Genomic DNA, 26,194 nt, shown 5'->3' with positions numbered 1-26,194 from the left:
CCATGTGGGAGCGGGCTTGCTCGCGAAAGCGGTGTGTCAGCCGGTAGACACGTTGACTGTCGAACCGCATTCGCGAGCAAGCCCGCTCCCACATGGTCGGCGGCAACCTGATAACAACAAGCGCCACAGGAGCATTGGCGGCCCAACCCGCCAGTACCGCAATCCACTGCCATTGATAATGAGGAAATAACATGAGTGGCTCATCCAACACGCGTGCAAGCAGCGCCGATCAGGACGCCGAACAACTGCGCGCCCTCGGCTACAGCTCGGATTTCAATCGCAGCATGAGCCTGTGGGAGAACTTTTCCCTGGGCTTTACCTACCTGTCGCCGGTGGTCGGGGTCTATACCCTGTTCGGCCTGTGCCTGGCCGCCGGCGGCCCGCCGATGTTCTGGTCCTACCTGCTGATCGGCGCCGGGCAAATGCTGGTCTGCCTGATTTTTGGCGAAGTGGTGTCGCAGTTCCCGATTTCCGGTGGCGTCTACCCCTGGGCCCGTCGCCTGGTGGGCAAGCGCTGGGCGTGGATGGTCGGCTGGGTCTATGCCTGGGCGTTATGCGCCACCATCGCCGGGGTCGCTGTGGGTGCCGGGCCGTACCTGGCGATCATGCTGGGCTTCAATCCCGGCCCGGATGCCAACATCGTCATCGCCCTGGCGATCATCCTGCTGTCCACCGCGCTGAACCTGGTGGGTACCAAGCTGCTGGCACGGGTGGCGATGTTCGGCTTCCTCTGCGAACTGGTCGGGGCGATCCTGGTCGGTGGCTACCTGCTGATCTTCGAGCGTCATCAACCGATCGGCGTGCTGTTCGACACCTTCAACCTTGAGGTCAATGGCTCGTACCTGCCGGCCTTCCTCGCGGCCTCCCTGGCCGGCCTGTTCCAGTACTACGGGTTCGAGGCCTGCGGCGATGTCGCGGAAGAAACCCCGAACCCGGGCAAGCGCATTCCCAAGGCCATGCGCATGACCATCTACATCGGCGGCGCGGCAGCGATGTTCGCGTGCCTGGCGTTGATTCTCTCGGTGCCGGACATGGCCAAGGTACTGGCCGGTGAAGACACCGACCCGGTCGCCACGATCCTGGCCAATGCCTTCGGCCCGGTCGGTTCGCGCCTGGTGATGGCGGTGGTCATGGTCTCGTTCATCTCCTGCGTGCTGAGCCTGCAAGCGGCGGCCAGCCGCCTGCTGTTCGCCTATGCCCGGGACGAGATGATCGTCGGCAGCTCACTGTTCAAGCGCCTGTCGGCCAACCAGGTGCCGTCGTTCGCGCTGCTGGTCAGCGGCCTGGTGCCGGCGGCGATTGTCTGCCTGGGGATGTTCATGGCCGATGCCGTGGCCACCATCGTCGGTTTCGCCGCGATCGGCATTTACGTGGCCTTCCAGTTGATCGTGGTCGCCGCGCTGATCGCCCGTGCCAAGGGCTGGCGCCCGAACGGTCAATTCACCCTCGGCGCCTGGGGCTTGTGGGTGAACCTGGCGGCACTGATCTATGGCGTGTGCGCCATCGTCAACATGGTCTGGCCGCGCTCGCCGGACGCGGCCTGGTACATCAACTATTCGATGATCCTCACCACGCTGGTGGTGATGGGTGCGGGCCTGGTCTACATGCTGCTGGGCAAGCCCTACGACAAAGGCACGGCGCCGGCGGGGGATGCGTGGAAGTTTTCCAAGCCGCGGGCCAAGGGTGCTGACCTTCCCGGTGCTGCGATAAACAAACCAGCCATCTGACAACCCGATACCCATTGTGGGAACCGGATCCTGTAGGAGCTGGCTTGCCAGCGAAAGCGGTGTGTCAGCCGACATCAATGTTGAAGGTGATGGCCCCTTCGCGAGCAAGCCCGCTCCCACATTTGGACCGGATTCCACAGATAAAAATAAAATAGCTTCAAAGAGGACAGAACCATGCAAACCCAACTCTTGATCAACGGCCAACTCATCAACGGCGAAGGCCCCGCCCAACCGGTGTTCAACCCGGCGCTGGGGCGCGTGCTGGTGGAAATCAACGAAGCCAGCGAAGCCCAGGTCGATGCCGCCGTGCGCGCCGCCGATGCCGCGTTCGATGGCTGGTCGCAGACCCCGCCCAAGGAACGTTCGCTGCTGCTGCTCAAACTCGCCGACGCCATCGAGGCCCACGGCGAAGAGCTGGCCAAGCTGGAATCGGACAACTGCGGCAAGCCCTACAGCGCCGCGCTCAACGACGAGATCCCGGCGATTGCCGACGTGTTCCGCTTTTTTGCCGGCGCCAGCCGCTGCATGAGCGGCTCGGCCGGTGGCGAATACCTGCCTGGCCACACCTCGATGATCCGCCGCGACCCGGTGGGGGTGATCGCCTCCATCGCGCCGTGGAACTACCCGCTGATGATGGTCGCCTGGAAAATCGCCCCGGCCCTCGCCGCCGGCAACACGGTGGTGCTCAAGCCATCGGAACAGACGCCGTTGACCGCCCTGCGCCTGGCGCAACTGGCGTCGGAAATCTTCCCCGCTGGCGTGCTCAACCTGGTGTTTGGCCGTGGTCCCACGGTCGGCAGCCCGCTGGTCACCCACCCGAAAGTGCGCATGGTGTCGCTGACCGGCTCGATCGCCACCGGCTCGAACATCATTTCCAGCACCGCCGACAGCGTCAAGCGCATGCACATGGAACTGGGCGGCAAGGCCCCGGTGATCATCTTCGACGACGCCGACATCGACGCCGCCGTGGAAGGCATCCGCACCTTCGGTTTCTACAACGCCGGCCAGGACTGCACCGCCGCCTGCCGCATCTATGCCCAGGAAGGCATCTACGACAAATTCGTGGAAAAACTCGGCGCGGCGGTCAGCAGTATCAAGTACGGCTTGCAGGACGATCCGGCGACCGAGCTCGGCCCGCTGATCACCGCGCAGCACCGCGACCGCGTGGCCGGCTTCGTCGAGCGCGCCGTGGCGCAGCCGCACATCCGCCTGATCACCGGCGGTAAAGCGGTGGACGGCAACGGTTTCTTCTTCGAACCGACGGTGTTGGCCGATGCTCAGCAGGACGACGAAATCGTGCGGCGCGAAGTGTTCGGGCCGGTGGTGTCGGTGACCAGATTCACCGATGAGGCGCAGGTGCTGGGCTGGGCCAACGACTCGGACTACGGCCTGGCGTCATCGGTATGGACCGCCGACGTCGGTCGTGCGCATCGCCTGTCGGCGCGCTTGCAGTACGGCTGCACCTGGGTGAATACGCACTTCATGCTGGTCAGCGAAATGCCCCATGGCGGGCAGAAGCTGTCCGGGTATGGCAAGGACATGTCGATGTATGGGCTGGAGGACTACACCGTTGTGCGGCATGTGATGTTCAAGCACTAAAACCATCGCCAGCAGGCTGGCTCCCACAATTTGGAATGCATTTCCCTGTGGGAGCCAGCCTGCTGGCGATGGCATCACCGCAAATCCCCAGCCTTGCGCTAAAGCGTCCTCTGGCTATTGCCAATCCCCTTGGCAATGTCGATCCCCCAGTCCATCGCCGCTTCCATGTCCAGCATATGCGGCTTGGGATCGTGGTTTTCGTCGATGGCCGTGCCATCCGGTCGGTAGACTCCGATGAACATGCCCAGGGAGCCGTCCTTCAGTATCTCGGCCTTGACCTTGATGCTGCATCCGTTCGAAAGCGTCTCCTTGTGCTCCAGATGGCGCTCAGTCATTGCGGTTTTCCTCCCGTGGCAGTTTGGACCTATCGGCAATGCTAGCTCAGGCGCCTGCACAGCGCCGGTAAACACGCCCTGACAGCGGCGCAATGCCACCTATACTACAGGCCACCTCCCCCCCAAGGGGCTGCACGTCCAACAATAAAAAGCAGAGGTGGAACATGGTCTGGCAGCAACTCTACGATCCGTTCAACAACCCGGTGCTTTCAACCCTCATGGCCGCCGTGCCGGTGGTGGTGATGCTCGCAGCCCTGGCGTTCTTCCATGTCAAGGCACACCTGGCGGCACTGATGGCCCTGGCCTCGGCCCTGGTGATCGCGATTTTCGCCTTCGGCATGCCCGCTGGCATGGCCGGGTCGGCCGCGCTGTACGGGGCCGCCAACGGTTTGCTGCCGATCGGCTGGATTGTGTTGAACATCATTTTCCTGCACCGGCTGACGACCGAGAACGGCTCGTTCAAAGTGCTGCAGGACTCCCTCGCGCGGATCACCGACGACCGCCGTCTGCAATTGCTGCTGATCGCCTTCTGCTTCGGTGCCTTTTTCGAGGGCGCGGCGGGGTTCGGTACACCGGTGGCGGTGACCGGGGCGATCCTCATTGGCCTGGGCTTCTCACCGCTGGCCGCCTCGGGCCTGGCGCTGATCGCCAACACCGCCCCCGTGGCCTTCGGTGCCCTGGGCACGCCTATCATCACCCTGGCCAAGGTCACAGGGCTGGATGAAATGGAGCTGTCGATGATGGTAGGTCGACAACTTCCATTCTTCTCGGTGATCGTGCCGTTCTGGCTGATCTGGGCCTTTGCCGGCTGGCGCAAGATGCTGGAAATCTGGCCGGCGATCCTGGTGACCGGGATCAGTTTTGCCGTTCCGCAGTTCGTCGTGTCCAACTATCACGGGCCGATGCTGGTGGACGTGATCGCCGCGCTGATTTCCATGGCCTGCCTGACAGGATTCCTGAAAGTGTGGAAACCGGCCACGGTGCACACCTCCGCCGCCCTGTCCGGGCGCGTCGACAACTCGGCGATCGCCGAGGAACACGACGAAAAACCGGTCGCCAGCGCAGCCTTTGCCAGCGACGCCAAGCCCGCGGTGATGCGCGCCTGGATGCCGTGGATCATCCTCACCGTCTTCGTGTTCGCCTGGGGCACCCAGGGCTTCAAGAACATGTTCGACACCCGCCCCGCGATCGATCCGGCCACCAGCACGGCGAAACTGGATCCCCAGGGTAAACCGCTGCGCGAGGCCAACCCGATTTTCGCCCCGACCCTGACCTTCACCACGATTCACCAGCAGATCGAAAAGGTTCCGCCCGTGGTGCCTGCGCCGAAAACCGAAGAAGCGATCTACAAGTTCACCTGGTTCACCAGTACCGGCACCGGCATCCTGCTGTCGGCGATCCTCGGCGGGCTGTTGATGGGCTACTCCATCCCGCAACTGATTCACCAATACCTGCGAACACTGTGGGTGGTGCGCTACTCGTTGATCACCATTACCGCGATGCTGGCCCTGGGGTTCCTCACCCGCTACTCGGGGCTGGACGCGACCATGGGCCTGGCCTTTGCCGCGACCGGGATTTTCTATCCGATGTTCGGCACCCTGCTGGGCTGGCTCGGCGTGGCCCTGACCGGCTCGGACACCGCGTCCAACGTGCTGTTCGGCGGCTTGCAGAAGGTGACCGCCGAGCAACTGGGGCTCAGCCCGGTGTTGATGGCCGCCGCCAACAGTTCCGGCGGGGTGATGGGCAAGATGGTCGACGCCCAGTCGATCGTGGTCGCCTCCACCGCAACCCGCTGGTATGGCCATGAAGGGGAAATCCTGCGTTATGTGTTTTTCCACTCGATCGTCCTGGCGATCCTGGTCGGTGGCCTGGTGACATTGCAGGCCTATGTCGCGCCGTTCAGTCATATGGTGGTGGGCGGCCACTGATCGGCACAGGCCCGGGTTGCTCGCGCAACTCTGTTGAAAATCCCGGGCACTGGCCCTAATGCTGTCCACTGTAGGAGCGAGCTTGCTCGCGATGGTCGTCAACGATAACGCGTGTTTGCGGGCTAAACGCGGCGCTCTTGAGTTCATCGCGAGCAAGCTCGCTCCTACAGTGAGCAGCAATACGGGCACTGGCCCGGGCTTTCATGAACGGAGTATCGTAAAACGACTATGAACATTCTTTACGATGAACGCGTTGATGGCGCGTTGCCAGAGGTCGACAAGAGCGCGCTGTTGCAGGCCTTGCGCACGCAGTTGCCCGATCTGGAGATCCTGCACCAGCAGGAAGAGCTCAAGCCGTACGAATGCGACGGGCTCAGCGCCTACCGCACTACACCGATGCTGGTGGTGCTGCCGCGGGACATTGCCCAGGTCCAGGGCGTGTTGCGCTTATGTCATGAGCGCCGGGTAGCGGTCGTCGCCCGGGGCGCCGGCACCGGGCTGTCCGGCGGCGCGTTGCCCCTGGAAAAAGGCGTGCTGCTGGTAATGGCCCGCTTCAACCAGATCCTGCAGATCGACCCCGCCGCCCGCACCGCCAGGGTTCAACCTGGGGTGCGCAACCTGGCGATTTCCCAGGCCGCCGCACCGTTCGACCTGTACTACGCCCCCGACCCTTCTTCGCAAATTGCCTGCTCCATCGGCGGTAACGTCGCCGAAAACGCCGGCGGCGTGCATTGCCTGAAATACGGCCTGACCGTGCATAACCTGCTCAAGGTGGACATCCTCACCGTCGACGGCGAACACCTGACCCTGGGCTCCGACGCCCTGGACTCGCCCGGTCTGGACCTGCTGGCCTTGTTCACCGGCTCCGAAGGCATGCTCGGGGTGATCACCGAGGTCACGGTCAAGCTGCTGCCCAAACCGCAGTCGGCCAAGGTACTGCTGGCGGCGTTCGACTCCGTGGAAAAAGCCGGCCGCGCCGTCGGCGACATCATTGCCGCCGGCATCATTCCCGGTGGCCTGGAGATGATGGACAACCTGGCCATCCGCGCCGCCGAGGACTTCATCCACGCCGGTTACCCGGTGGAGGCCGAAGCCATCCTTTTGTGCGAACTCGACGGCGTCGAAGCCGACGTGCGTGACGATTGCGACCGCGTGCGCCAGGTGTTGCAACAGGCCGGCGCCACCGAAGTGCGCCAGGCCAAGGACGAGGCCGAGCGCGTGCGCTTCTGGGCCGGGCGCAAGAACGCCTTTCCGGCGGTGGGCCGATTGTCGCCGGATTACTACTGCATGGACGGCACCATCCCGCGCCGCGAGCTGCCCGGTGTGCTCAAGGCCATCGCCAGCCTTTCGGCCGAGTACGGCCTGCGGGTGGCCAACGTGTTCCATGCCGGCGACGGCAACATGCACCCGCTGATCCTGTTCGATGCCAATACGCCTGGCGAACTGGATCGCGCCGAAGCCCTGGGCGGCAAGATCCTCGAACTGTGCGTGAAGGTCGGCGGCAGCATTACCGGTGAGCACGGCGTCGGCCGGGAAAAGATCAACCAGATGTGCGCGCAGTTCAACAGCGATGAGCTGACCCTGTTCCACGCGGTCAAGGCGGCGTTCGACCCCGGCGGCCTGCTCAATCCTGGCAAGAACATACCGACCCTGCACCGCTGCGCCGAGTTTGGCGCCATGCATGTGCACGCAGGCCAACTGCCCTTCCCTGACCTGGAGCGCTTCTGATGCAGGCACCGGCCGATCTCGATGACAGCAGCGCGCTGCAGGAGCAGGTCAACCAGGCGTTGGCGAACGCCACGCCGCTGCGCATCCAGGGGGCCAATACCAAGGCGTTCCTCGGGCGCGTCACAGCAGGCGAAATACTCGATACTCGATCGCACCGGGGCATTGTCAGCTACGACCCGACGGAGCTTGTAATCACTGTGCGCTGCGGCACGCCACTGGCGGAACTGGCGAAGGTGCTGGACGCCGCGCAGCAGATGTTGCCCTGCGAACCGCCCTCCTTTGGCGACGATGCCACCGTCGGCGGCATGATCGCCTGCGGGCTGTCGGGGCCGCGTCGGCCGTGGTCGGGGTCGGTCAGGGATTTCGTCCTGGGCACGCGGGTGATCACAGGCCTGGGCAAGCACCTGCATTTTGGTGGCGAGGTCATGAAAAACGTCGCCGGTTACGACCTGTCGCGCCTGATGGCCGGCAGTTACGGCATCCTCGGCCTGATCACCGAGGTCTCGCTCAAGGTGTTGCCCAAGCCTCGGCAGGCCCTGAGCATCAGCCTGCAAATGAACGCCGAGCATGCCCTGCTGCGCCTGGCGGAATGGGGCCAGCAACCGCTGCCGATCAGCGCTGCGTGTCATGACGGTGAACGCCTGCATCTGCGGTTGGAGGGTGGCGAAGGTTCGGTGGCGGCGGCCCATGACCGCCTGGGCGGCGAGTTGCTCGACGCTTCGTATTGGGCCGATCTCAACGAACAACGCCTGGCCTTCTTCGATGAAGACCAGCCCCTGTGGCGCCTGTCCGTGCCCAACAACACGCCACGGCTGTCCCTGCCCGGCCGGCAATTGATCGACTGGGGCGGCGCCCAGCGCTGGCTCAAGTCCGACGCCGAGGCAAAGTTCATTCGCCAGGTCGTCGAAGAGGCTGGCGGGCACGTCACCTGCTACAGCCACGGGCTCACGGACACGCCCTTCCAGCCGCTGCCCGACGCATTGATGCGCTACCACAAGAGCCTCAAGCAGCAACTCGACCCCCAGGGCATCTTCAACCCCGGACGTCTGTACGCGGAGTTATGAATCATGCAGACCACCTTGAGCGAACGCGCCCGCCAATTACCCCGCGCCGAGGAAGCCGACAGCATCCTGCGCACCTGTGTGCATTGCGGTTTCTGCAACGCCACCTGTCCGACCTATCAGTTACTCGGCGATGAGCTGGATGGCCCGCGCGGGCGCATCTACCTGATCAAGCAGGTGCTGGAAGGCAACGAGGTGACGCAGAAGACCCAGCAGCACCTGGATCGCTGCCTGTCATGCCGCAACTGCGAAACCACCTGCCCTTCGGGGGTCGATTACCACAACTTGCTGGACATCGGCCGGGCCGTGGTCGATGCGGCGGTACCGCGTCCGCTCGGTCAGCGTCTGTTGCGCGAAGGGCTGCGCACGCTGGTGCCGCATCCGGACCTGTTCAAGCGCCTGGTCAACAGCGGCCAGGTGTTTCGCGCGCTACTGCCCGGCGCGCTGCAAAGCAAACTGCCGCGCAACCTGCCGGTGACCAAGCAGCGCCCCGCCGTGCGCCATGCCCGCCAGGTGCTGATGCTCGAAGGTTGCGTGCAGCCCGGCCTGTCGCCCAATACCAACGTGGCCGCCGCCAGGGTCCTGGACCGCCTGGGCATCAGCGTCATGCCGGCCCGCGAGGCCGGCTGTTGCGGCGCCGTGGACTATCACCTGGACGCCCAGGCCGCCGGCCTCGATCGCGCCCGGCACAACATCGATGCCTGGTGGCCGGGCATTGAACAAGGCGCCGAGGCCATCGTGCAAACGGCCAGCGGTTGCGGCGCGTTCATCAAGGATTACGGGCATCTGCTGGAACGCGACCCGGTCTATGCCGACAAGGCCAGGAAGGTCAGCGCGCTGGCCAAGGACCTGGTGGAGGTGTTGCGCGCCGAACCGCTGGAACAGCTGGGCATCCACAACGCCCATCGCGTTGCCTTCCATTGCCCGTGCACCTTGCAGCACGCGCAAAAACTCGGTGGCGCGGTCGAAAAGGTACTGATGCGTCTGGGCTTCAACCTCACCACAGTACCGGACGGCCATTTGTGCTGCGGTTCGGCGGGCACCTATTCGCTGACCCAGCCGGAACTGGCCCGCCAACTGCGCGACAACAAGATGAATGCCCTGGAAAGCGGCTACCCCGAAGTCATCGTCACCGCCAACATAGGCTGTCAGTCGCACCTCGACGGCGCGGGCCGTACCCCCGTCCGGCACTGGATCGAACTGGTCGAAGCCGCCCTGTCCCAATAGCGCCCAGTGGAGAATGCCCATGAACAGCAAAGCCGTCCTGAGCCAGGCCGAAGTCAGCCGGATACTCGCCGCCGCCCGCACCGAAGCCCAGGACAATCAATGGCCAGTGACCATTGTGGTGGTCGACGACGGCGGTCATCCCCTGGCCCTCGAACGCCTCGATGGCGCCTCGCCCATCAGTGCCTACATCGCCACCGAAAAAGCCCGCACCTCGGCCCTGGGGCGGCGGGAATCCAAAGGCTATGAAGAGATGGTCAATGGCGGGCGCACGGCCTTTCTCTCGGCCCCGCTGCTGACCTCACTGGAAGGCGGGGTGCCGATCACGATCGACGGCCAGGTGGTCGGTGCGGTCGGGGTGTCCGGGGTCAAGGCCGAGCAGGATGCGCAGGTGGCGAAGGCCGGGGCGCAGAGTTTGTAATTTGGCATGCCCCCCTGTAGGAGCGAGCTTGCTCGCGATGGAGGTCAACGATGACGCGGGGAGCCTGACAGCCCGCGGTGCTCTCAGGTTTTTCGCGAGCAAGCTCGCTCCTACAAGGTTCGCGTTCTATTGGATGAAGAGGAAGCGCCTATATGACCCGTCTCACTGCAAAAGACTTTTCCCCACAGCTGTTGGAACTCTACGATTACTACGCCCATGGCCTGATCAACCGGCGCGAGTTTCTCGACCGCGCCGCGTTGTTCACCCTGGGTGGCTTGACCGCCAGTGCACTGCTGGCGTCCCTGAGCCCGGATTACGCCCTGGCCGAACAGGTCGAATTCACCGACCCGGACATCATTGCCGAGTACGTCGAATATCCCTCACCCAAGGGCCACGGGCAGGTTCGCGGCTATCTGGTGCGTCCGGCAAAAGCCGCCGGCAAGCCCCCTGCGGTGGTGGTCGTGCATGAAAACCGTGGGCTCAACCCTTACATCGAAGACGTCGCGCGACGCCTGGCCAAGGCCGGTTTCGTCGCCCTCGCCCCGGATGGCCTGAGCTCGGTGGGCGGCTACCCCGGCAACGACGACAAGGGCCGTGCGCTGCAGGAGAAGGTCGACCCGCAAAAGCTCATGAATGACTTCTTTGCCGCCGTCGAGTGGATGATGAAACACCCCGACGCCAGTGGCAAAGTCGGCATCACCGGTTTCTGTTATGGCGGTGGAGTCACCAATGCGGCCGCCGTGGCCTACCCGGAACTGGGCGCCGCGGTGTCGTTCTACGGTCGGCAAGCGGACGCCAAGGATGTACCGCGGATCAAGGCGCCGGTGATGCTGCACTACGGTGAGCTGGATACGCGCATCAACGAAGGCTGGCCCGCCTATGAACAGGCGTTGAAGGCCGGGGGCAAGACCTACGAAGCGTACATCTATCCCGGCGCCAATCACGGTTTTCACAACGACTCCACGCCGCGCTATGACGAGGCGGCAGCGAAGCTGGCGTGGGAGCGGACGTTGGGGTGGTTTCGCAAATACCTGGGGTAAGCCGGAGCCACCCTCCCTTGTAGGAGCCCGGCTTGCCGGCGAAGGCGATCTCACGGACGCCATCGCCGGCAGGCCAGCTCCCACAAGGGCCGGGGTTATTTCGGTTGCGCCACCGTGCGCAGATACGGTTTCAGGGTCTTGAAGCCGTCCGGGTATTTCTTCTTCGCATCCTCGTCGGACACCGACGTCGGAATGATCACGTCTTCCCCCGGCCGCCAGTTCACCGGCGTGGCAACGGTGTGCTTGGCGTTGAGCTGCAACGAGTCAAGCAAACGCAGCACTTCATCGAAATTACGCCCGGCGCTCATCGGGTAGATCAGCATCGCCTTGATCTTCTTGTCCGGGCCGACCAGGAACACCGAGCGAACCGTGGCATTGTCCACCGCGGTGCGCGTGCCGCCGCTGGCATTGGGGTGGATCATGTCGTAGAGCTTGGCCACGACCAGGTTTTCGTCGCCGATCAGCGGGTAGTTGACGGCACTGCCCTGGGTTTCTTCGATGTCACCCACCCATTTCTCGTGATCACTGACCGGGTCGATGCTCAGGCCGAGGATCTTGGTGTTGCGCTTGTCGAACTCCGGCTTGAGTTTGGCCAGGTAACCCAGTTCGGTGGTGCACACCGGGGTGAAATCCTTGGGATGCGAAAACAGGATGGCCCAGCCATCACCGATCCATTGGTGGAAGTTGAGCGTGCCTTCGGTGGTTTGTGCCGTGAAATCCGGCGCTTCATCGCCTATGCGGATTGCCATGTTCGATCTCCTTGCAGTGATGGTCAGGGGACGCTGTCGCAGCACGGGTGAGCGTTAGCGACGGCATTGAAAATGGGTGCCTTGCCTGTTGACGCGACTCAGTATAGGAGACGATTGCCGATCGATCAGCCGCCCAGCGCAATGATCGCGGCGATCAGCGCGGCGCCGAGGACGGCCAGGGCAACCCCGCCCTGCCACGGCCTGGCACCGGCGTAGCGGGCGAGGATCCAGCCCGCCAGGAACAGCACCAGGATGCCGATGGCGTTGGACAAGCGCACCGCCAGCGCCGTCTGATCGAGGAGCAGGAAAGGCACCACCAACGGGAAGGTCGCCACCACTACCAACAGGAACACGCCCAGCGCGCCCTTGAAGTCATCCAGGCCCAGCGCCGGCTGCAGCGGCGTGGCGGGTGCCTGGATCAGGCGCTGGCGTAACGCTTCCAGGCCTTCGGCGCCGGCGGCCAGGGCAATCCGTGGCGGCAGCGCATCGGCGATCAGCGCCTGGCCAGCGCTGGCATCGCGACCCTCGCGCAAACCGCTGAACAAGTTGCGGTTGCGCGTGCGCTCGATGACCGTGCGCAGCAGATACATCACCGCGTCCGCCAGGCCCCACGCCAGGTTGCAGCCCAGCGCGGCGATCATCATCGTGCGTTCTTCCTCCTGATTGGCGGTGGCCACACTGATCGTTCCAGTGAACGTCATGGCCATGAGCAGGCCGAAAATCACTTCGGTGACCCGGTCGACCGGATCGAGTACGCGGGCGCGTTTCTGTTGAGCGTTTTCGTGCATGGTTACCCCACCAGGGCGATCAGTTGATGACGTTGTGCATCGGTCAGCATCGGGCCGAAACCGGCGCTGGCGTTTTCCGCCATGTAGCGCGGGTTGCCGGTGCCAGGGATGACGCAGGTCACCGCGGAATGTGACAAGAGGAATTTGAGTGCCAAAGGCGGCCAGGTCTTGACCCCGACTTGTGCGGCCCACCCGGGCAAGGGTTTGCCCTGCAACCGCGCGATCAGGCCACCGCCGCCGAACGGCCGGTTGCAGATCACCGCGACGCCGCGGTCGCGGCACAACGGCAGGATGCGCTTCTCCACCGCGCGATCATCCAGCGCATAGTTGATCTGCAAAAAATCCAGTGGCTCGGCCTTGAGCAGCGCCTCCACTTCGTCATAGGCCGACGCGGTGTAATGGCTGATACCGATGTAGCGAATGCGACCTGCCTCCTTCCACTCGCGCAGGGTCGGCAGATGGGTTTGCCAATCCAGCAGGTTGTGGATCTGCATCAGGTCGATACGATCGGTCTGCAGCAGCTTGAAGGATTGCTCCATCTGCGCGATGCCTTCTTCGCGGCCCCGGGTCCACACCTTGGTCGCCAGGAATGCCGGCGAGCGTGGCTCGTGAATCGACAACAGTTCGCCGGTGGTCTGCTCGGCGCGGCCGTACATCGGCGAGCTGTCGATGACCTTGCCGCCCTTTTCGAACAACGCGTCAAGCACCGCGGGCAAGCTGCGGTAGGCAGGGTCCGAAGGCGCCACGTCGAAACCACGATAGGTGCCCAGGCCGACGGCGGGCAATGGCTCTTTGCTGGAAGGAATGACGCGGGTCATCATGGTCTTGCCTCCTGTTCCCGCCGCTGGCGAGGTTGACGCGCCGCTCGGGCCGAGCGTGAAGACCGCCGATGCGGCGGCAGCCAGCGTGAGTATTTGCCTGCGGGTAAAACCTTGCCCATGGCTCATGATGTTTCCCTCCCCGGTGGTGCTGCGTCGGCCATTCGCGCCTGGCGCCTGGCCAGCCACAGGCACAACCCGCCCCATACGCCCGCGAACGGCACGACCGCCAGCGCGACCAGGCCGAAGCCTGCGCCCAGGGCTGTCAACCCGGCCGACAACCAGCCACTGGCGGCATCACCTCCACGATAGACCAGGGTTTCGATCACGTTCTTGGCCTTGTACTTCTCTTCCCGGCTGACCACCGTCCACAGCACTTCACGCGCCGGCCTCACGATGCCGAACTCCACCGCGCGGCGCAGCCCCTGGGCCAGGGCCACGCTGGCCGGCACCGGCGCCAGGGCCATGACGCTAAACGCCACGACGGTCGCCAGGGGCATGACCAGCAGCGCGCCGCCGATGCCCAGCAGACGAATCAACGGCGCCGTCAGCAGCAACTGGCAGATCAGGGTCAGCGCCGACACCAGCAAATCGACCAGGGCGAAGAATTGCGTCCTGCTGCCTACATCAGCGTAGCTGCCAGTGACGATCCGTCCCTGCTCGAAATACAACAAAGTCGCAGCGCTGGTGTGCAGCAGCATGAAGGCCACCAGCCCCAACAGATACGGCGAACGCAGGATGAGAGTGATCCCGGCGAGCATGCTGCCGCCCAGGCGCCGTTCGTCCAAAAGGTGATGACCCGCCTGCGCTTGCGTCCTTGCCAGCAGCCCCCGATAGCAACGCACCGCCAGCTCCAGCAGCAGCGCCGCGGCGACGGTCAACGCCAGCGGGCCCAGACGAGTGGCCATGGTCGCCGCCAGCAAGGGCCCGATGAAGGTGCCAAGGGTGCCGCCGGCCGCGATGCAGCCAAACAGCCGTCGGCCTTGCTCGCTGGAGAAGCGATCGACCAGCACGCTCCAGAAAATCGAGACGATGAACAGGTTGTAGAGGCTGATCCAGACAAAAAACACCTGGCCGACCGTCACCGGCGCGACGCGGTTGCCGATCAACAGGCCAAACACCAGCATCGACACGGCAATCGTGCGGTAGATCAACGGCACGAAGCGCGTGGCCGGCAGCCGCGACGCCAGCGCGCCAAACACCGGCACCATCAGCAGCATCACCACGAACGTGGCGGTGAACAACCACTGCAACCGGTCGACGCCGCCTTCGAGGCCCAGGGCATCGCGCAACGGCCGTACCAGGTAATAGCTGGCCAGCACGCAGAAATGGAAAGCGAAGCCCAGGGCCAGGGCCGCTCTTTCCGCAGGCTTTACGTTGAGCCACTTGAGCGCGATGGGCATCGGTGCCCTCCTTTACCGCCAGCTACACTCTGACAGCAACCCGGAGCCGTCAATGCCGCCCACTAACGTTAGCCGAATGTCCCGTACCCTGGTGTTCCTCGTCGTAATCGCCGCTGCGCTGTACCTGGCGCTCTGCGCGGCCCTGTTCGTCTTTCAGCGCGCGCTCATCTACTACCCGCAACCCCGCGCCGTCGACTCACCCGACACGCTGCTGACCTTGCCCGTGGACGAGGCGCAGGTGCTGGTGTCGGTGCGCGCGCATGACGGCCCCAAGGCACTGATCTACTTCGGTGGCAATGCCGAGGACGTCTCGCGCAGCCTGCCGGACTTCGCCCGGGCCTTCCCCGACCATGCCCTGTATCTGCTGCATTACCGTGGCTACGGCGGCAGCTCCGGGTCACCTTCGGAAGAGGCGATTGCCCGCGATGCCATGGCCCTGTTCGACAAGGTCTATGCCGACCACCCGCAGATTGCCGTGGTCGGACGCAGCCTGGGTTCGGGGGTCGCGGTGCGCCTGGCCAGTTCTCGGCCGGCGGCGAAACTGCTGCTGATCACGCCGTACAACAGCCTGGAGGAACTGGCCGAGCGCCAGTTCCGCTGGCTGCCGGTGAAGTGGCTATTGAAGGATAAATACGAATCCTGGCGTTACGCCGAACACATCACAGTGCCGACCCGCCTGATCGCCGCCGAACACGACGAAGTGATTCCAGGCGCAAGCACCCGGCGCCTCTACAGCCATTTCCCCGCGGGCGTGGCAACGCTGCAGGTAATTGCGGGCACCGGGCACAATTCGATCAGCAACAGCCCCGAATACCTCGAGGCGCTGGAGGATGGTTTGTAGGCGCTGGCTTGCAAGCGATGAGGCCCGAAAGGCCAGCGCAATATTCAAGGACGCCTTCGCCGGCAAGCCGGCTCCTACAGGTCCGCGGCGACCACGGACCAAACCCCTGCGCAAAACATTGTAGGAGCTGGCTTGCCAGCGAAGAGTCCCGAAAGGCCAGCGCAATGTTCAAGGACGCCTTCGCCGGCAAGCCGGCTCCTACAGGTCCGCGGCGACCACGGACCAACGCCCTGCGCAAACCATTGTAGGAGCTGGCTTGCCAGCGAAGGGGCCCGAACGGTCAATGCAGTACTTAAGGTCGCCTTCTGGAAGGTCACTGATCTTGCAGCTCGCTCATCTGCATCTGCGCCTTGAGAAACCCCATCAACTCGGCCGCAGCCGGCGACAGGCTGTGGCCCTTGCGGCACAGGATGCCGATCTGGCGTTCGACCCTGGGCTCCGCCAAGGGTAAAAATACAAGCTGCTCGTTGCCCTGGGGAAACGCCAGGGACGGCAGCGTGGTGATGCCGATGCCCTGCTCGAGCATCGCGATCAGGGAAATCATGTTGGAGACGAACAGCAGGCTGCTGTCGAGCAAGCCCTCCGCCTCCGTGCCCGCCAGCAGGCGCGAGGTGCCGTTGCGTACCAGCGGATAGGCTTGCAGGCTGGACCAGTGCAGCGCCCCGCCGTTGACCACCAGCGGATGATCATGCCGGCAGACCACCCCGACGCGGTCGCTGAGGATCGGCACGAACTCGATGTTGTCATCCGCCACCCATACGCTGCTGATGGCGAAGTCCACCTGCCCCTGGACCAATAGCTGCTGCACGCTGTCGGCGTTGCCGTCCTGGATGCTGATCTGCATTTTCGGATGCTCGCTGACAAACCGTGCGAGCAGGTGCGGCAGCAAGCGGCTGGCCACCGATGGCACCGTGGCGATGCTCACCTGACCGATTTCGTGCCGCGCCAACAGGCTGACTTCCCGGGCGATGCGATCGTGATGGGCGAGCAAATCCTGGAACAGCGGCAAACAGTGGGCGCCAAACGGCGTCAGCTCGGTTTTCCCGCCCTTTTCGAACAGCGGCTGGCCGAGCTTCTGCTCCAGCTCGCGCACCGCCAACGACAACGCCGGTTGCGTGCGATAAGCCTGCCGGGCCGCGCCGTGGAAGCTTTTCAGCTGGGCGACCAGCACGAAATAGCGCAGTTGAGTGATCTTCAGCTCGGGCAACACGGTTAGTTTTCCTTATCATTTCATATTTATTATTAATTTTTATTTGCAGAGTAATACTCTCAAGATGGGACCAACGCAATCGGAGGTTCCCATGGCACTGCAACCCTGCAAAAACTACATTGGCGGCAATTGGTGCGAAGGCCCGGATCTCGTCGCCAACCACAGCCCTTCGGACGTCGAAGACCTGATCGGGCACTACCATCAGGCCAGCGCCGAACAGACCCTGGACGCCATCGCGGCCGCCCGTGACGCCCAGCCGCAATGGGCGGCCAGCGGCCTGGAACAGCGCCAGCAAATCCTCATGGCCATCGGCAACGAGCTGATGGTGCGCAAGGAAGAACTCGGCGAACTGCTCTCACGCGAAGAAGGCAAGCCACTGGCCGAAGGCATTGGCGAAGTCCATCGCAGCGCGCAATTCTTCCACTACTACGCCGCCGAAGTGTTGCGCCAGATGGGCGAGACGGCTGCCTCGGTTCGCCCGGGAATCGACATCGAAGTCCATCGCGAACCAGTGGGCGTGGTCGGCATCATCACCCCGTGGAACTTCCCCATGGCCACCGCCGCGTGGAAGATCGCCCCGGCCCTGGCCTTCGGTAACGCCGTGGTGTTCAAGCCGGCCAACCTGGTGCCTGCCAGCGCCTGGGCGCTGACCGAAATCATCAGCCGCCAGCCCCTGCCCCCGGGCACCTTCAACCTGGTGATGGGCAGCGGCAGCGTGGTCGGCGAAAGCCTGATCCAGTCGGCCGATATCGATGCGCTGACGTTCACCGGCTCACTGCAGACCGGCCGCCGCGTCGCGGTCGCCACCGCCGGCAACCTGGTGCGCTGCCAACTGGAGATGGGCAGCAAGAATGCCCTGGTGGTGCTCGACGATGCCGACCTCGACATCGCCGTGGAATGCGCACTGAACGGTGCTTTCTTCGGTACCGGGCAAAAATGCACCGCCTCATCGCGCCTGATCGTCTGCGACGGCATCCATGACCTTTTTGTCGAGGCATTGGTCGCGCGCATGCGCCAGTTGAAGGTCGGCCATGCCCTTGAAAAAGGTGTGCAGATCGGCCCGGTCGCCGAGGCCCGGCAACTGGAACAGAACCTTCATTACCTGCACCTGGCCAAGGAAGACGGCGCGACCCTGGTCGAAGGCGGCGAGTTGCTCGCCCTGGAACCGGCCGGGCACTACATGCGCCCCGCGCTGTTCATCAATACCACCAACCAGATGCGCATCAACCGCGAAGAAGTGTTCGGGCCGATTGCCTGCGTGATCCGCGTGAGCGACTTCGAGCAAGCCCTGGCGGTGTTGAACGACACCGAATACGGCCTGACCGCCGGGATCATCACCCAGTCCCTGCGTCATGCCAGTGACTTCAAGCGCCGCGCCCGTACCGGGTGCGTGATGGTCAACCTGCCCACCGCCGGCACCGATTACCACGTACCGTTCGGCGGCCGCAAAGCCTCCAGCTTCGGCCCGCGCGAGCAAGGGCAATACGCCCGCGAGTTCTACACCGTGGTCAAGACCACCTACGTGCGACCTTGAACGGGAGATCACCATGCACGACTTATTGATGATCGATGGCCTGCAGTACTCCAACTGGAACGAAGAGATCTTCCGCCAGATGCAGGCCGGCGGCCTGAGCGCGGTCCACGCCACCATCGCCTATCACGAAAACGCCCGGGAAACCCTGTCGCGCATCGGCGAATGGAACCGCCGTTTCGAAACCTGGCCCGAGCTGATCCGTCCGGTGCGCGAGGCCTCGGACATTCGCCTGGCGCATCAGGAAGGCCGCGTCGGGATTTTCTTCGGCTTCCAGAACTGCTCGCCCATCGAAGACGACATCAGCCTGGTCGAGGTCTTCCGTCAGCTCGGCGTGTTGATCATGCAGCTGACCTATAACAACCAGAGCCTGCTGGCCAGCGGCTGTTATGAAACCGAAGACAACGGCATCAGCCGCTTCGGCCGCCAGGTCATCCGCGAGATGAACCGCGTCGGCATGCTCATCGACATGTCCCACAGCGCCGAACGCAGCACCCTGGAAGCCATCGAACTGTCGAGCCGGCCGGTGATCGTCTCCCACGCCAACCCGTCGAGCTTCCATGCCGCCAAGCGCAACAAGTCCAACGCCGTGCTGCGGGGGATTGCCGAATCCGGCGGCCTGCTCGGTTTCAGCACCTACCCGTTCCACCTCAAGGGGGCGTCGGGCTGCAGCCTGGAATCGTTCTGCGACATGGTCGCCAGCACGGCCGAACTGATGGGCGTGGAGCACATCGGCATCGGTACCGACCTGTGCCAGCAACAACCCCTGCAAGTGCTCGAATGGATGCGCAACGGGCGCTGGAGCAAGGACAAGGACTACGGCGAAGGCTCGAAGGACAACGCCCACTGGCCGTCACCGCTGCAATGGTTCCGCGACAGCCGGGATTTTCCGGTCATCGCCCAGGGCCTGCGCGACCGTGGCTTCGCCGAGGACGAGGTACGCAACATCATGGGACTCAACTGGTTGCGCCTGCTGGAAAACGCGACCACCGCGCAAAACTGACCCCGATCCAAACCGTGAGGACAGCATGAAAAATAACAACAATAACCTCCCGTTCATCTCCCCGACCGGCGATGCGCAGCCCTTGGCGCGTATTTTGGAGGCATCATGAAAACCACAACCGCACTGCAAGCTGACGGCCAGGCGCCGGCAGCCACGACGCCGAAAAAAGACATCGACTGGCCGCTGTTCCTGATCAGTGGCGGGTTCCTTGGCGCCTTCCTGATCGCCGCGCTGGTCGACATCGAGGGTGTGTCGCTGCTGGTCAACACGCTGTTCGCCTGGTCGACGAAATTCTTCGGCCTGTACTGGCAGGTCCTGATGCTGGCGACCTTTGCCATGAGCCTGTTCATCTGCTTCAGCAAGTGCGGGCGCGTCAGGCTCGGCGGCGTTGATCAGCGCCCCGACACCAGCACCTTCAACTGGATCGCGGTGATCATGTGCGCCCTGCTCGCCGGTGGCGGTGCCTTCTGGGCGGCGGCGGAACCGATGATGCACTTCGCCAGCCCGCCACCGCTGTTCGCCGGGGTGCAAGCGCACACCGAGGCCGCCGGGCACGCTGCGCTCGCGCAATCATTCGTGCACTGGGGCTTTTTGGCCTGGGCGGTATTGGGCAGCCTGCTGGCCATCGTGTTGATGCACCTGCACTACGACAAGGGTTTGCCCCTGGCACCGCGCACCCTGCTCTATCCACTGTTCGGCGAACGCGCGATCAAGGGGCCGATCGGCACCCTGGCCGACGCCACCTCGATCATCGCCGTGGTCGCCGGCACCATCGGCCCGATCGGCTTCCTTGGCCTGCAGATCAGCAGCGCGTTGCACTCGGTGTGGGGCATTCCCAATGATCTGGTGGTGCAGTCGATCACCATCGTGCTGGTCACGGTGATGTACACCATCTCCTGCCTGGTCGGGCTCGAGGGCATCCGCTTCGTCAGCGGGATCAACGTCTGGCTGATGATCGGCCTGGCCGTGTTCATGGTGCTGCTCGGGCCCACCGCGTTCATCCTCGGCGGATTCCCCACGGCCTTTGCCCTGCACATCGAACAGTTCATCCCGATGACCCTGTTCCGTGCCGATCCGAAATGGCTGGACTGGTGGACAGTGTTCTACTGGGGCTGGTTCATCGGTTACGCGCCGATGGTGGCGCTGTATGTGGCGAAAATTTCCCGGGGCCGGACCATCCGTGAAGTGATCATGACCCTGTCGATCATCGCCCCGCTGGTGACCATGTTCTGGTTCACCATTGTCGGCGGTGCCGGCATCGGCATGGAATTGCAAACCCCGGGCATCGTCACCGCCCACGGCGCGCAACCGGAAGACCTGCTGTTGGGCGTGACCCAGAACCTGCCATGGGGTGGGTTGATCTCGGCGCTGTTCCTGTTCCTGAGCTTCATTTCGGTGGCGACCAATGGCGACGCCATGGCCTTTACCGTGGCGATGGCCATGTCCGCAAACGACAAGCCCAAGGCATGGCTGCGCGCCTTCTGGGCGATCGGCATGGGCCTGGCCGCCGTGGTGCTGATCACCATCGGCTCGGGCGGGGTCACGGCGCTGCAATCCTTTATCGTAATTACCGCCGTACCGGTTTCGCTGCTGATCCTGCCGTCGCTCTGGGATGCCCTGCGCATCGCCCGGCAGATGGCGCGCGAACAGGCAGTCTGATGATGAACAGTCCAGGAATCGCAATGATGTCGCACACCGACACAGACACCTCTTCGGCCTTGCGCCCTGCCGCCCGGGTCATGGACCTGGAACGGCTGGGCAGTCACTTCCAGAGCCGCCTGAGTTTCGTGCGCAGCAGCATGCGCAAAATGATGAACGAGCAGTGGCGCATCGAACGCACCCGCTTCGATCTCGACGCCGAGGGTTTCGGCACCGCGATCTACCGCATCGACACTGCCAGTGCCCATTATCACTGCGTGATTTTCTCGATGTACCTGCCGCCGGAAAAGCGCAGTGACCGGGTCATCGCCGATCAATGGGACGTCAGCTTCGTACTGCTGGCCGGCGATGTCGATGATCAGCAGCTGAGCGACTTGCGGCGCAACGTGCCGTTGCAGGAAGCCGGGCGTTTCGATGCACGGGTGCTGGTGCTGTCACGGGCCAACCGCAGCCTGCGCAACTTCGAGCGCTTCCTCGGGGCGCTGGCCGAAGGTTGCCAGCCAGATCCGCGGCAACTGGCCGAAGTCGGCTACCTGTATCGCACCACCGCCGTGTACGGTAACGGCAAGTTCGGCATCGCCGACTTCAGCTGCCTGCAGGGCAATGCCGACTTCACCCAACCGTTCAGCGCGCAGATGTTCACCGTGTACCTGCTGCGACATTTCAGCATCGAGCAGATCGAGCACATGGCCCTGGCGCGAAATCCGCAACGAGCGGTCGGGCTGGACATCGAACTGCAACGTTACCTGGGGGTCGGCAACTCCACGGGGTTGGGCATGGCGCCCTTCCTGATCAATCACCCGCAACTGGTCGACAAATGGGTCTGTGCCCGGGAAACCGCACTGGCGCGGGTTTTGGCACAACCGGCCGACCTGCCCCGGGTGCAGCGTTTCCAGGCGCTGTTGCAGCGGGCTCGCCAGCACCTGCAACAGACCAGCACCGAGGACCAACGGCAAAGTGGCATCGACCGGCAGACCCTGGCCGACCTCGATCAATTGAGCCCATGGTTCGCCGCTCAACCCGTCAGCGCCGACCTGTGGTCTCGCTTGCAGGATTGGGCCGAGCTGAACGCCGGCTTGGGTTGCCAGGAATTGCTGGTCAGCCTGCTGCTGGAGCTGTACCCCGAACAGGTCGACCCGCTGGCCGAACAGATGTCGGTCAACGAGGGCTTTCGCCTGAACGCCGAGATGCCGCTGGACGCCCTGTGCAACCTGATCGAAACCCGCTACCGCTGGGCCCTCGACTATGACCTGAAAGGGGCCGAGGCCAATCACTTCTTCTGGTATCGCTCGGCGGAAAAGGAAGAACCGCGCCTGGGGGAACGCGCCATGGAACCTGGCGCGGAAAAGGAAATGCAGCTGGGCATCGCCCACAACATCCAGCGGTGTCACCGCGCCTTGCTGGCTTACCGCGAACAGCATCCGCAGCAATTGACCGCGCATTTCCTGCTCGCGCAGCCGTCGTTCAAGGGCACCGTGTGCCGGTTGCAGGGCATGGCCCGCTGCGCCTTCGGGGAAATTCGCGCCAACCTGATGGACCGCAACATGCTGCCGATCCACCTGCTGCGTTGCAAGCTGGCGTTCTTCGGCGCTGGCAAGTTTGACCCCAAGTCCAGCCGCTGGGTGCGCATCACCTTGTTCCAGGGGGCGCCGCTGGTCAGTGAGATTGGCCAGCCGTTCGCCGATGACTGGAATTTCGCGGTGATGCCGACACTGGCCACCGTTGCCGGAGAACACTGATATGCGCGTCTCGCTCAATGAAATCCAGGTGATCTGCCGCAAGGCGTTCGAGGGCCTCGGCTTCGCCGCCGGTGACTGCGACGACGCCGCCGAAATGATCGCCCGCCTGCAACTGCAAGGCCTCGATGGCATCGGCGCGTTGAAAAAGGCCCTGGCGTACCTGCATGACGAAGTCGATCGCCCCATCGACACCTGCTACGAAGACGCCGCGCAACTGACCCTCGATGCCCACGGCCAGAGTGTCCTGCGCTGCGCCGCCCAGGCGGTCGAACTGGGTGTCGGCAAGGCCTTGCGCGGCGGCAGTGCGCTGATCCGCATCCGCCATTGCCATAACCGCATTCTGCTGCTCGGTTACCTGTCGCGCTGCGCGGCCGAGTCGCTGAATTTTTGCGTGTACTGGCGCGATGCGCGCCAGGAGCTGGTCGCCACGTTCAGTGCCGGGCAAACCTGCCCGATCTTGCGGGTGTATGACCTGCCGCAACCGGCGCAGAGCGACGAGCAAAGCATCAATGTGCTGATCTCCCGGCACTTCATGCTGCTGCCGCGACTGAGTGCCGAGGATGCCGTGCCTACCGTTCACACGCAGCCTGCCGGGGAGCTGATGGTCGACGACGAGGTCTGGGCCCAGCTGAAGAAACTTGGCGAGCGGGTGCTGGTTGAAAGCACCGAGGAATCCCGTCGGCGCGGTACCGGCGAAAGCAGCGATGGCCAATAAAACCTTGCAACGCATCAGGAATCAATCAATGAAACACGCGATCAAGACCGACCTTTTCGCCTCGCGCGCACCACTGGAATGGGCGGTGGTCGGCAACGGCACGCTGTACACCGCACAAATCCCCATCGACCGCGAGGGCCAGGTGGTCAGCGGGGGCATCGAGGCGCAAACCCGGCAGACCCTGGACAATCTGCGCCACACCCTGCAGGCCGCCGGCAGCACGCTCGATGCGGTTACGCAGGTGCTGATCTACGTCACGGATCGCAGTTACCTGGCGACGGTGAACGGGATCTACGCCGAGTATTTCCAGGCGCCCTACCCCAATCGCGCCGCCATCGTCGTGGCGGGGTTGGCGCGGGAGGAGATGCTGGTGGAGCTGGTGGTATACGCCTGCCTTGACCTGCCGACTAAGACGGCCTGACAAACGCCCCGGTCTCAAGCGAACGCATTCCCCTGTGAGCTGCCGAAGGCTGCGATCTTTTGATTTTCAAGATCAAAGATCGCGGCCTTCGGCAGCTCCTACAGAGGGAAGTCCACGCAATGTTCAGGGCTGTCCCCCATATTAAAACCCCTCCCCCTTGAACCTTGTCCCAAGACACCAGTCTTAAACGGGCATTTTTCCTCCCCCAATCGTCGTCATCTCATCAGAGCTGTCCGCACCATGCGCCCATACGCCCTCGCCTTGCGCTTCACTTCGCTGTGCCTGTTGACCTCGCTGCCCCTGATCACCACCCCTGCCCAAGCCGGTGCGGAGCGTCAGCTGGTGGAAGCCATCAACGATTATCGAGCCCACCCCGAAGACTGCGCACGGCGTCCCGCCCAACGCCTGTCGCCGCTGGCCCTGAAGTCAAGCCTGGCCTTGCCGATCGGCTACGGCGGCGGTTTGCGTGACCGCTTGAAAGCTTCCGGGTACCAGGCCGTGACGGTGCGATCCATCCGTGTGGTGGGTGCGCAGGATGCCGAAGAGGCCTTCGAGATGCTGCAGGGTGACCATTGCGCCGCCTTGCTGGACAACCAGTACGCCGACATCGGCGTCACTCGCAGTCGCGGTGAATGGCAGGTGGTACTGGCGCGGCCGGTGCTGGACAGTCAGGTGAGCGATCCGCGCAGTGTCGGCAAGACCTTGCTCGCGCAGGTCAATGCCGCCCGGGCCAAACCGCGCCTGTGCGGGCGCCAGCGCTTCGCCGCCGCGCGGCCATTGGCCTGGAACGCCAGCCTCGGCGCGGCGGCGCAAGGGCACAGCAAAGCCATGGCCTACGGTAATTACTTCTCCCACCGGGACCCCGATGGCGACACCGCTGCCGACCGCGCGCGAGCCGCCGGTTTCCGTGGGCGGCAGATCGGCGAAAACATCGCAGCCGGCCAGGGCTCACCGAACAAGGCCATGGCCGGTTGGCTGGCAAGTCCCGGGCATTGCGCCAACCTGATGAACCCGATGTTCACTCAGGTCGGTGCGGCTTATGCGATGGATGCACGCAGTGACCAGGGGGTCTACTGGACGATGATGTTTGGCGCGCAATGAGCGGCATTTCATCGAACGGTTATTTGACCAGCCTGGTTTCCCTGGACGGCCGATAACCGAAGTAGGCGCTGTAGCACTTGCTGAAGTGGCTGGGTGAAACGAAACCACAGGCCACCGAGACTTCCACGATGGTCAGCGTGGTGTGCTGCAGCAATCGCCGCGCTTCAGTGATGCGCAAATCCATGTAGTAGCGCTGGGGCGTGGTGCCCAACTGCTCCTTGAACAGACGCTCGATCTGTCGGCGCGACCGACCGGCGTACAGACAAAGCGCCTCCATCTCCAGCGGCTCTTCCAGGTTGGCGTCCATCAGGTTGACCACCTCCCTCAACGGACCACTGACGGAGACATTCAAGGTGGGCTTGATGCGCCGGTATCGCGACGCTTCAAACGCCAGGATGTCTTCGATACCGTCAGTCAGCGCCTTGTCATGCAGGCCCTTGATCCATTCCAGGGCCATGTAGAAGGAACCCGTCGGGCTGGACGCCGTCAGGCGGTCGCGATCCACCACGTAGGCTTCGCTGGTGACCTGGCTGAGCCTGGCGATTTCCGCCAGCGCCGGACGATGCTCCGGGTGAATGGCGCAGCGATAGCCGTCGAGCAAACCGGCCTGGCCGAGAAACCAGGCGCCATTCCAGATCCCGGCCAGCGTCACGCCCTGCTCGGCCGCGCCTTGCAAGAGGCCGGTCAGCCCGTCGTCGGCCTTGAGCGCGGTGCGGTAGCCACCGCAGACAACCAACAGATCCAGCGATTGAATTTCGACCGGGTCAAGGCGCGCATCGGGTCGAATCACCAGGCCCAGGTCGCTGATGACTTCGCCTTCGCTCAGCCCGAAGGTTTTCGTCGAAAACAGCTCGGGCCGCAGCAGGTTGGCGGTGACGATGGTGTCGAGCGCCTGGGTGAAGGCCGGCAGCGAAAAATGTTCCAGCAGCAGGAAGCCGGCCCTGGCCCGAACGGACTGGCCTTCGTGGTCATTGAGGTAACGAAGGTTCTTGCCCTTCATGGCACCGCTGAACTGACGTCGCTCTACCAACGTTCGCCTCGCCTGGTCGTGTTGAACAAGATGTGAATGGCCGCATTGATAACCGTCTCTCGCGACGGCTATCGATGCGCGCTCTGTTTACGCCAGTTGAAGCTCCGGAGCAAGCGGGTCTGT

23 protein-coding genes and 1 pseudogene are annotated in these 26,194 nt (G+C 63.7%); 17 read left to right on the top strand and 7 right to left on the bottom strand.

Annotated elements, in window-relative coordinates:
• Nucleotides 1-191: 191 nt before the first annotated feature.
• A complete protein-coding gene (locus tag DKB71_RS14120) occupies nucleotides 192-1,727 on the top strand; it encodes an APC family permease (RefSeq protein WP_274077554.1) in 1,536 nt (511 codons plus the stop codon).
• 174 nt (nucleotides 1,728-1,901) lie between these two features.
• Nucleotides 1,902-3,326, top strand: a complete 1,425-nt coding sequence (locus tag DKB71_RS14115; protein WP_408600781.1) for a gamma-aminobutyraldehyde dehydrogenase — start codon at nucleotides 1,902-1,904, stop codon at nucleotides 3,324-3,326.
• A 98-nt stretch (nucleotides 3,327-3,424) separates the two neighbouring features.
• Here the strand turns inward: DKB71_RS14115 and DKB71_RS14110 are convergent, their stop codons facing one another.
• Complete coding sequence (locus DKB71_RS14110) at nucleotides 3,425-3,661, bottom strand: hypothetical protein (RefSeq protein WP_046818795.1); 237 nt, start codon at nucleotides 3,659-3,661, stop codon at nucleotides 3,425-3,427.
• Between the two features lie 164 nt (nucleotides 3,662-3,825).
• Between DKB71_RS14110 and DKB71_RS14105 the strand changes: the two genes are divergently transcribed.
• The 7 genes and pseudogenes from DKB71_RS14105 (at nucleotide 3,826) to yghX (ending at nucleotide 11,063) form a co-directional block, all read left to right on the top strand.
• Nucleotides 3,826-5,589 carry an L-lactate permease gene (locus DKB71_RS14105; RefSeq protein ID WP_323608552.1) on the top strand — a complete coding sequence of 588 codons (1,764 nt, stop codon included), beginning with the start codon at nucleotides 3,826-3,828 and terminating at the stop codon, nucleotides 5,587-5,589.
• Nucleotides 5,590-5,817: 228 nt separating this feature from the next.
• On the top strand, nucleotides 5,818-7,317 hold the full coding sequence (glcD, locus tag DKB71_RS14100; RefSeq protein WP_406592953.1) for a glycolate oxidase subunit GlcD: 1,500 nt from the start codon (nucleotides 5,818-5,820) through the stop codon (nucleotides 7,315-7,317).
• Complete coding sequence (glcE, locus tag DKB71_RS14095; RefSeq protein ID WP_408600780.1) at nucleotides 7,317-8,381, top strand: glycolate oxidase subunit GlcE; 1,065 nt, start codon at nucleotides 7,317-7,319, stop codon at nucleotides 8,379-8,381. The genes glcD and glcE overlap by 1 nt, the downstream gene beginning before the upstream one ends.
• Nucleotides 8,382-8,384: 3 nt before the next feature.
• Nucleotides 8,385-9,605, top strand: a complete 1,221-nt coding sequence (glcF, locus tag DKB71_RS14090; RefSeq protein ID WP_274077955.1) for a glycolate oxidase subunit GlcF — start codon at nucleotides 8,385-8,387, stop codon at nucleotides 9,603-9,605.
• 19 nt (nucleotides 9,606-9,624) lie between these two features.
• Nucleotides 9,625-10,023: a heme-binding protein gene (locus tag DKB71_RS14085; protein ID WP_408600779.1), complete on the top strand. Its 399-nt coding sequence runs from the start codon at nucleotides 9,625-9,627 to the stop codon at nucleotides 10,021-10,023.
• A gap of 37 nt (nucleotides 10,024-10,060) precedes the next feature.
• Nucleotides 10,061-10,144 (top strand): annotated as a pseudogene (locus tag DKB71_RS14080) (outer membrane lipoprotein carrier protein LolA); the annotation flags it as partial.
• A 31-nt stretch (nucleotides 10,145-10,175) separates the two neighbouring features.
• On the top strand, nucleotides 10,176-11,063 hold the full coding sequence (gene yghX / locus DKB71_RS14075; protein ID WP_408600778.1) for a YghX family hydrolase: 888 nt from the start codon (nucleotides 10,176-10,178) through the stop codon (nucleotides 11,061-11,063).
• A 95-nt stretch (nucleotides 11,064-11,158) separates the two neighbouring features.
• Here yghX and DKB71_RS14070 read toward each other — a convergent pair whose 3' ends face one another.
• The 4 genes from DKB71_RS14070 to DKB71_RS14055 form a co-directional block, all read right to left on the bottom strand.
• Nucleotides 11,159-11,812 (bottom strand): peroxiredoxin, encoded by a 654-nt coding sequence (locus DKB71_RS14070; RefSeq protein ID WP_274077952.1) that lies wholly within the window; start codon nucleotides 11,810-11,812, stop codon nucleotides 11,159-11,161.
• A gap of 125 nt (nucleotides 11,813-11,937) precedes the next feature.
• Nucleotides 11,938-12,600, bottom strand: coding sequence for a hypothetical protein (locus DKB71_RS14065; RefSeq protein WP_274077951.1), 663 nt, complete (start codon nucleotides 12,598-12,600; stop codon nucleotides 11,938-11,940).
• A gap of 2 nt (nucleotides 12,601-12,602) precedes the next feature.
• Nucleotides 12,603-13,547 carry an aldo/keto reductase gene (locus DKB71_RS14060; RefSeq protein WP_408600777.1) on the bottom strand — a complete coding sequence of 315 codons (945 nt, stop codon included), beginning with the start codon at nucleotides 13,545-13,547 and terminating at the stop codon, nucleotides 12,603-12,605.
• Entirely contained in the window at nucleotides 13,544-14,821 is a 1,278-nt protein-coding gene (locus tag DKB71_RS14055) for an NTP/NDP exchange transporter (protein WP_408600776.1), read from the bottom strand. The genes DKB71_RS14060 and DKB71_RS14055 overlap by 4 nt, the downstream gene beginning before the upstream one ends.
• Nucleotides 14,822-14,873: 52 nt before the next feature.
• Here DKB71_RS14055 and DKB71_RS14050 point away from each other — a divergent pair, with 52 nt between their 5' ends.
• Complete coding sequence (locus DKB71_RS14050) at nucleotides 14,874-15,662, top strand: alpha/beta hydrolase (RefSeq protein ID WP_408600775.1); 789 nt, start codon at nucleotides 14,874-14,876, stop codon at nucleotides 15,660-15,662.
• A gap of 313 nt (nucleotides 15,663-15,975) precedes the next feature.
• On the opposite strand, the gene DKB71_RS14045 is transcribed toward DKB71_RS14050, so the two are convergent.
• A complete protein-coding gene (locus DKB71_RS14045) occupies nucleotides 15,976-16,872 on the bottom strand; it encodes a LysR family transcriptional regulator (RefSeq protein ID WP_408600774.1) in 897 nt (298 codons plus the stop codon).
• 91 nt (nucleotides 16,873-16,963) lie between these two features.
• Here DKB71_RS14045 and DKB71_RS14040 point away from each other — a divergent pair, with 91 nt between their 5' ends.
• From DKB71_RS14040 to DKB71_RS14010, 7 genes are all read left to right on the top strand, one after another.
• Nucleotides 16,964-18,406: an aldehyde dehydrogenase family protein gene (locus DKB71_RS14040; RefSeq protein ID WP_408600773.1), complete on the top strand. Its 1,443-nt coding sequence runs from the start codon at nucleotides 16,964-16,966 to the stop codon at nucleotides 18,404-18,406.
• A gap of 13 nt (nucleotides 18,407-18,419) precedes the next feature.
• Nucleotides 18,420-19,406, top strand: a complete 987-nt coding sequence (locus DKB71_RS14035) for a dipeptidase (RefSeq protein ID WP_274077945.1) — start codon at nucleotides 18,420-18,422, stop codon at nucleotides 19,404-19,406.
• A gap of 105 nt (nucleotides 19,407-19,511) precedes the next feature.
• Nucleotides 19,512-21,065, top strand: coding sequence for a BCCT family transporter (locus DKB71_RS14030; protein ID WP_274077944.1), 1,554 nt, complete (start codon nucleotides 19,512-19,514; stop codon nucleotides 21,063-21,065).
• Nucleotides 21,066-21,088: 23 nt separating this feature from the next.
• Nucleotides 21,089-22,804, top strand: coding sequence for a hypothetical protein (locus DKB71_RS14025; protein WP_408600772.1), 1,716 nt, complete (start codon nucleotides 21,089-21,091; stop codon nucleotides 22,802-22,804).
• A gap of 1 nt (nucleotide 22,805) precedes the next feature.
• Nucleotides 22,806-23,519 (top strand): DUF3726 domain-containing protein, encoded by a 714-nt coding sequence (locus DKB71_RS14020; RefSeq protein ID WP_408600771.1) that lies wholly within the window; start codon nucleotides 22,806-22,808, stop codon nucleotides 23,517-23,519.
• 28 nt (nucleotides 23,520-23,547) lie between these two features.
• Entirely contained in the window at nucleotides 23,548-23,940 is a 393-nt protein-coding gene (locus DKB71_RS14015; RefSeq protein ID WP_408600770.1) for a RidA family protein, read from the top strand.
• Nucleotides 23,941-24,180: 240 nt separating this feature from the next.
• Nucleotides 24,181-25,041 carry a CAP domain-containing protein gene (locus tag DKB71_RS14010; RefSeq protein ID WP_408600769.1) on the top strand — a complete coding sequence of 287 codons (861 nt, stop codon included), beginning with the start codon at nucleotides 24,181-24,183 and terminating at the stop codon, nucleotides 25,039-25,041.
• A 19-nt stretch (nucleotides 25,042-25,060) separates the two neighbouring features.
• On the opposite strand, the gene DKB71_RS14005 is transcribed toward DKB71_RS14010, so the two are convergent.
• Nucleotides 25,061-26,071 carry a GlxA family transcriptional regulator gene (locus DKB71_RS14005; RefSeq protein ID WP_274077940.1) on the bottom strand — a complete coding sequence of 337 codons (1,011 nt, stop codon included), beginning with the start codon at nucleotides 26,069-26,071 and terminating at the stop codon, nucleotides 25,061-25,063.
• Nucleotides 26,072-26,194 lie beyond the last annotated feature (123 nt).

Origin of the sequence: Pseudomonas sp. PLMAX (genome assembly GCF_046042685.1) — a bacterium.
Lineage (GTDB): Bacteria > Pseudomonadota > Gammaproteobacteria > Pseudomonadales > Pseudomonadaceae > Aquipseudomonas > Aquipseudomonas putida_AE.
The sequence above is the reverse complement of the archived record's forward strand: the minus strand, read 5'-3'. Positions and strand labels throughout refer to the sequence as shown.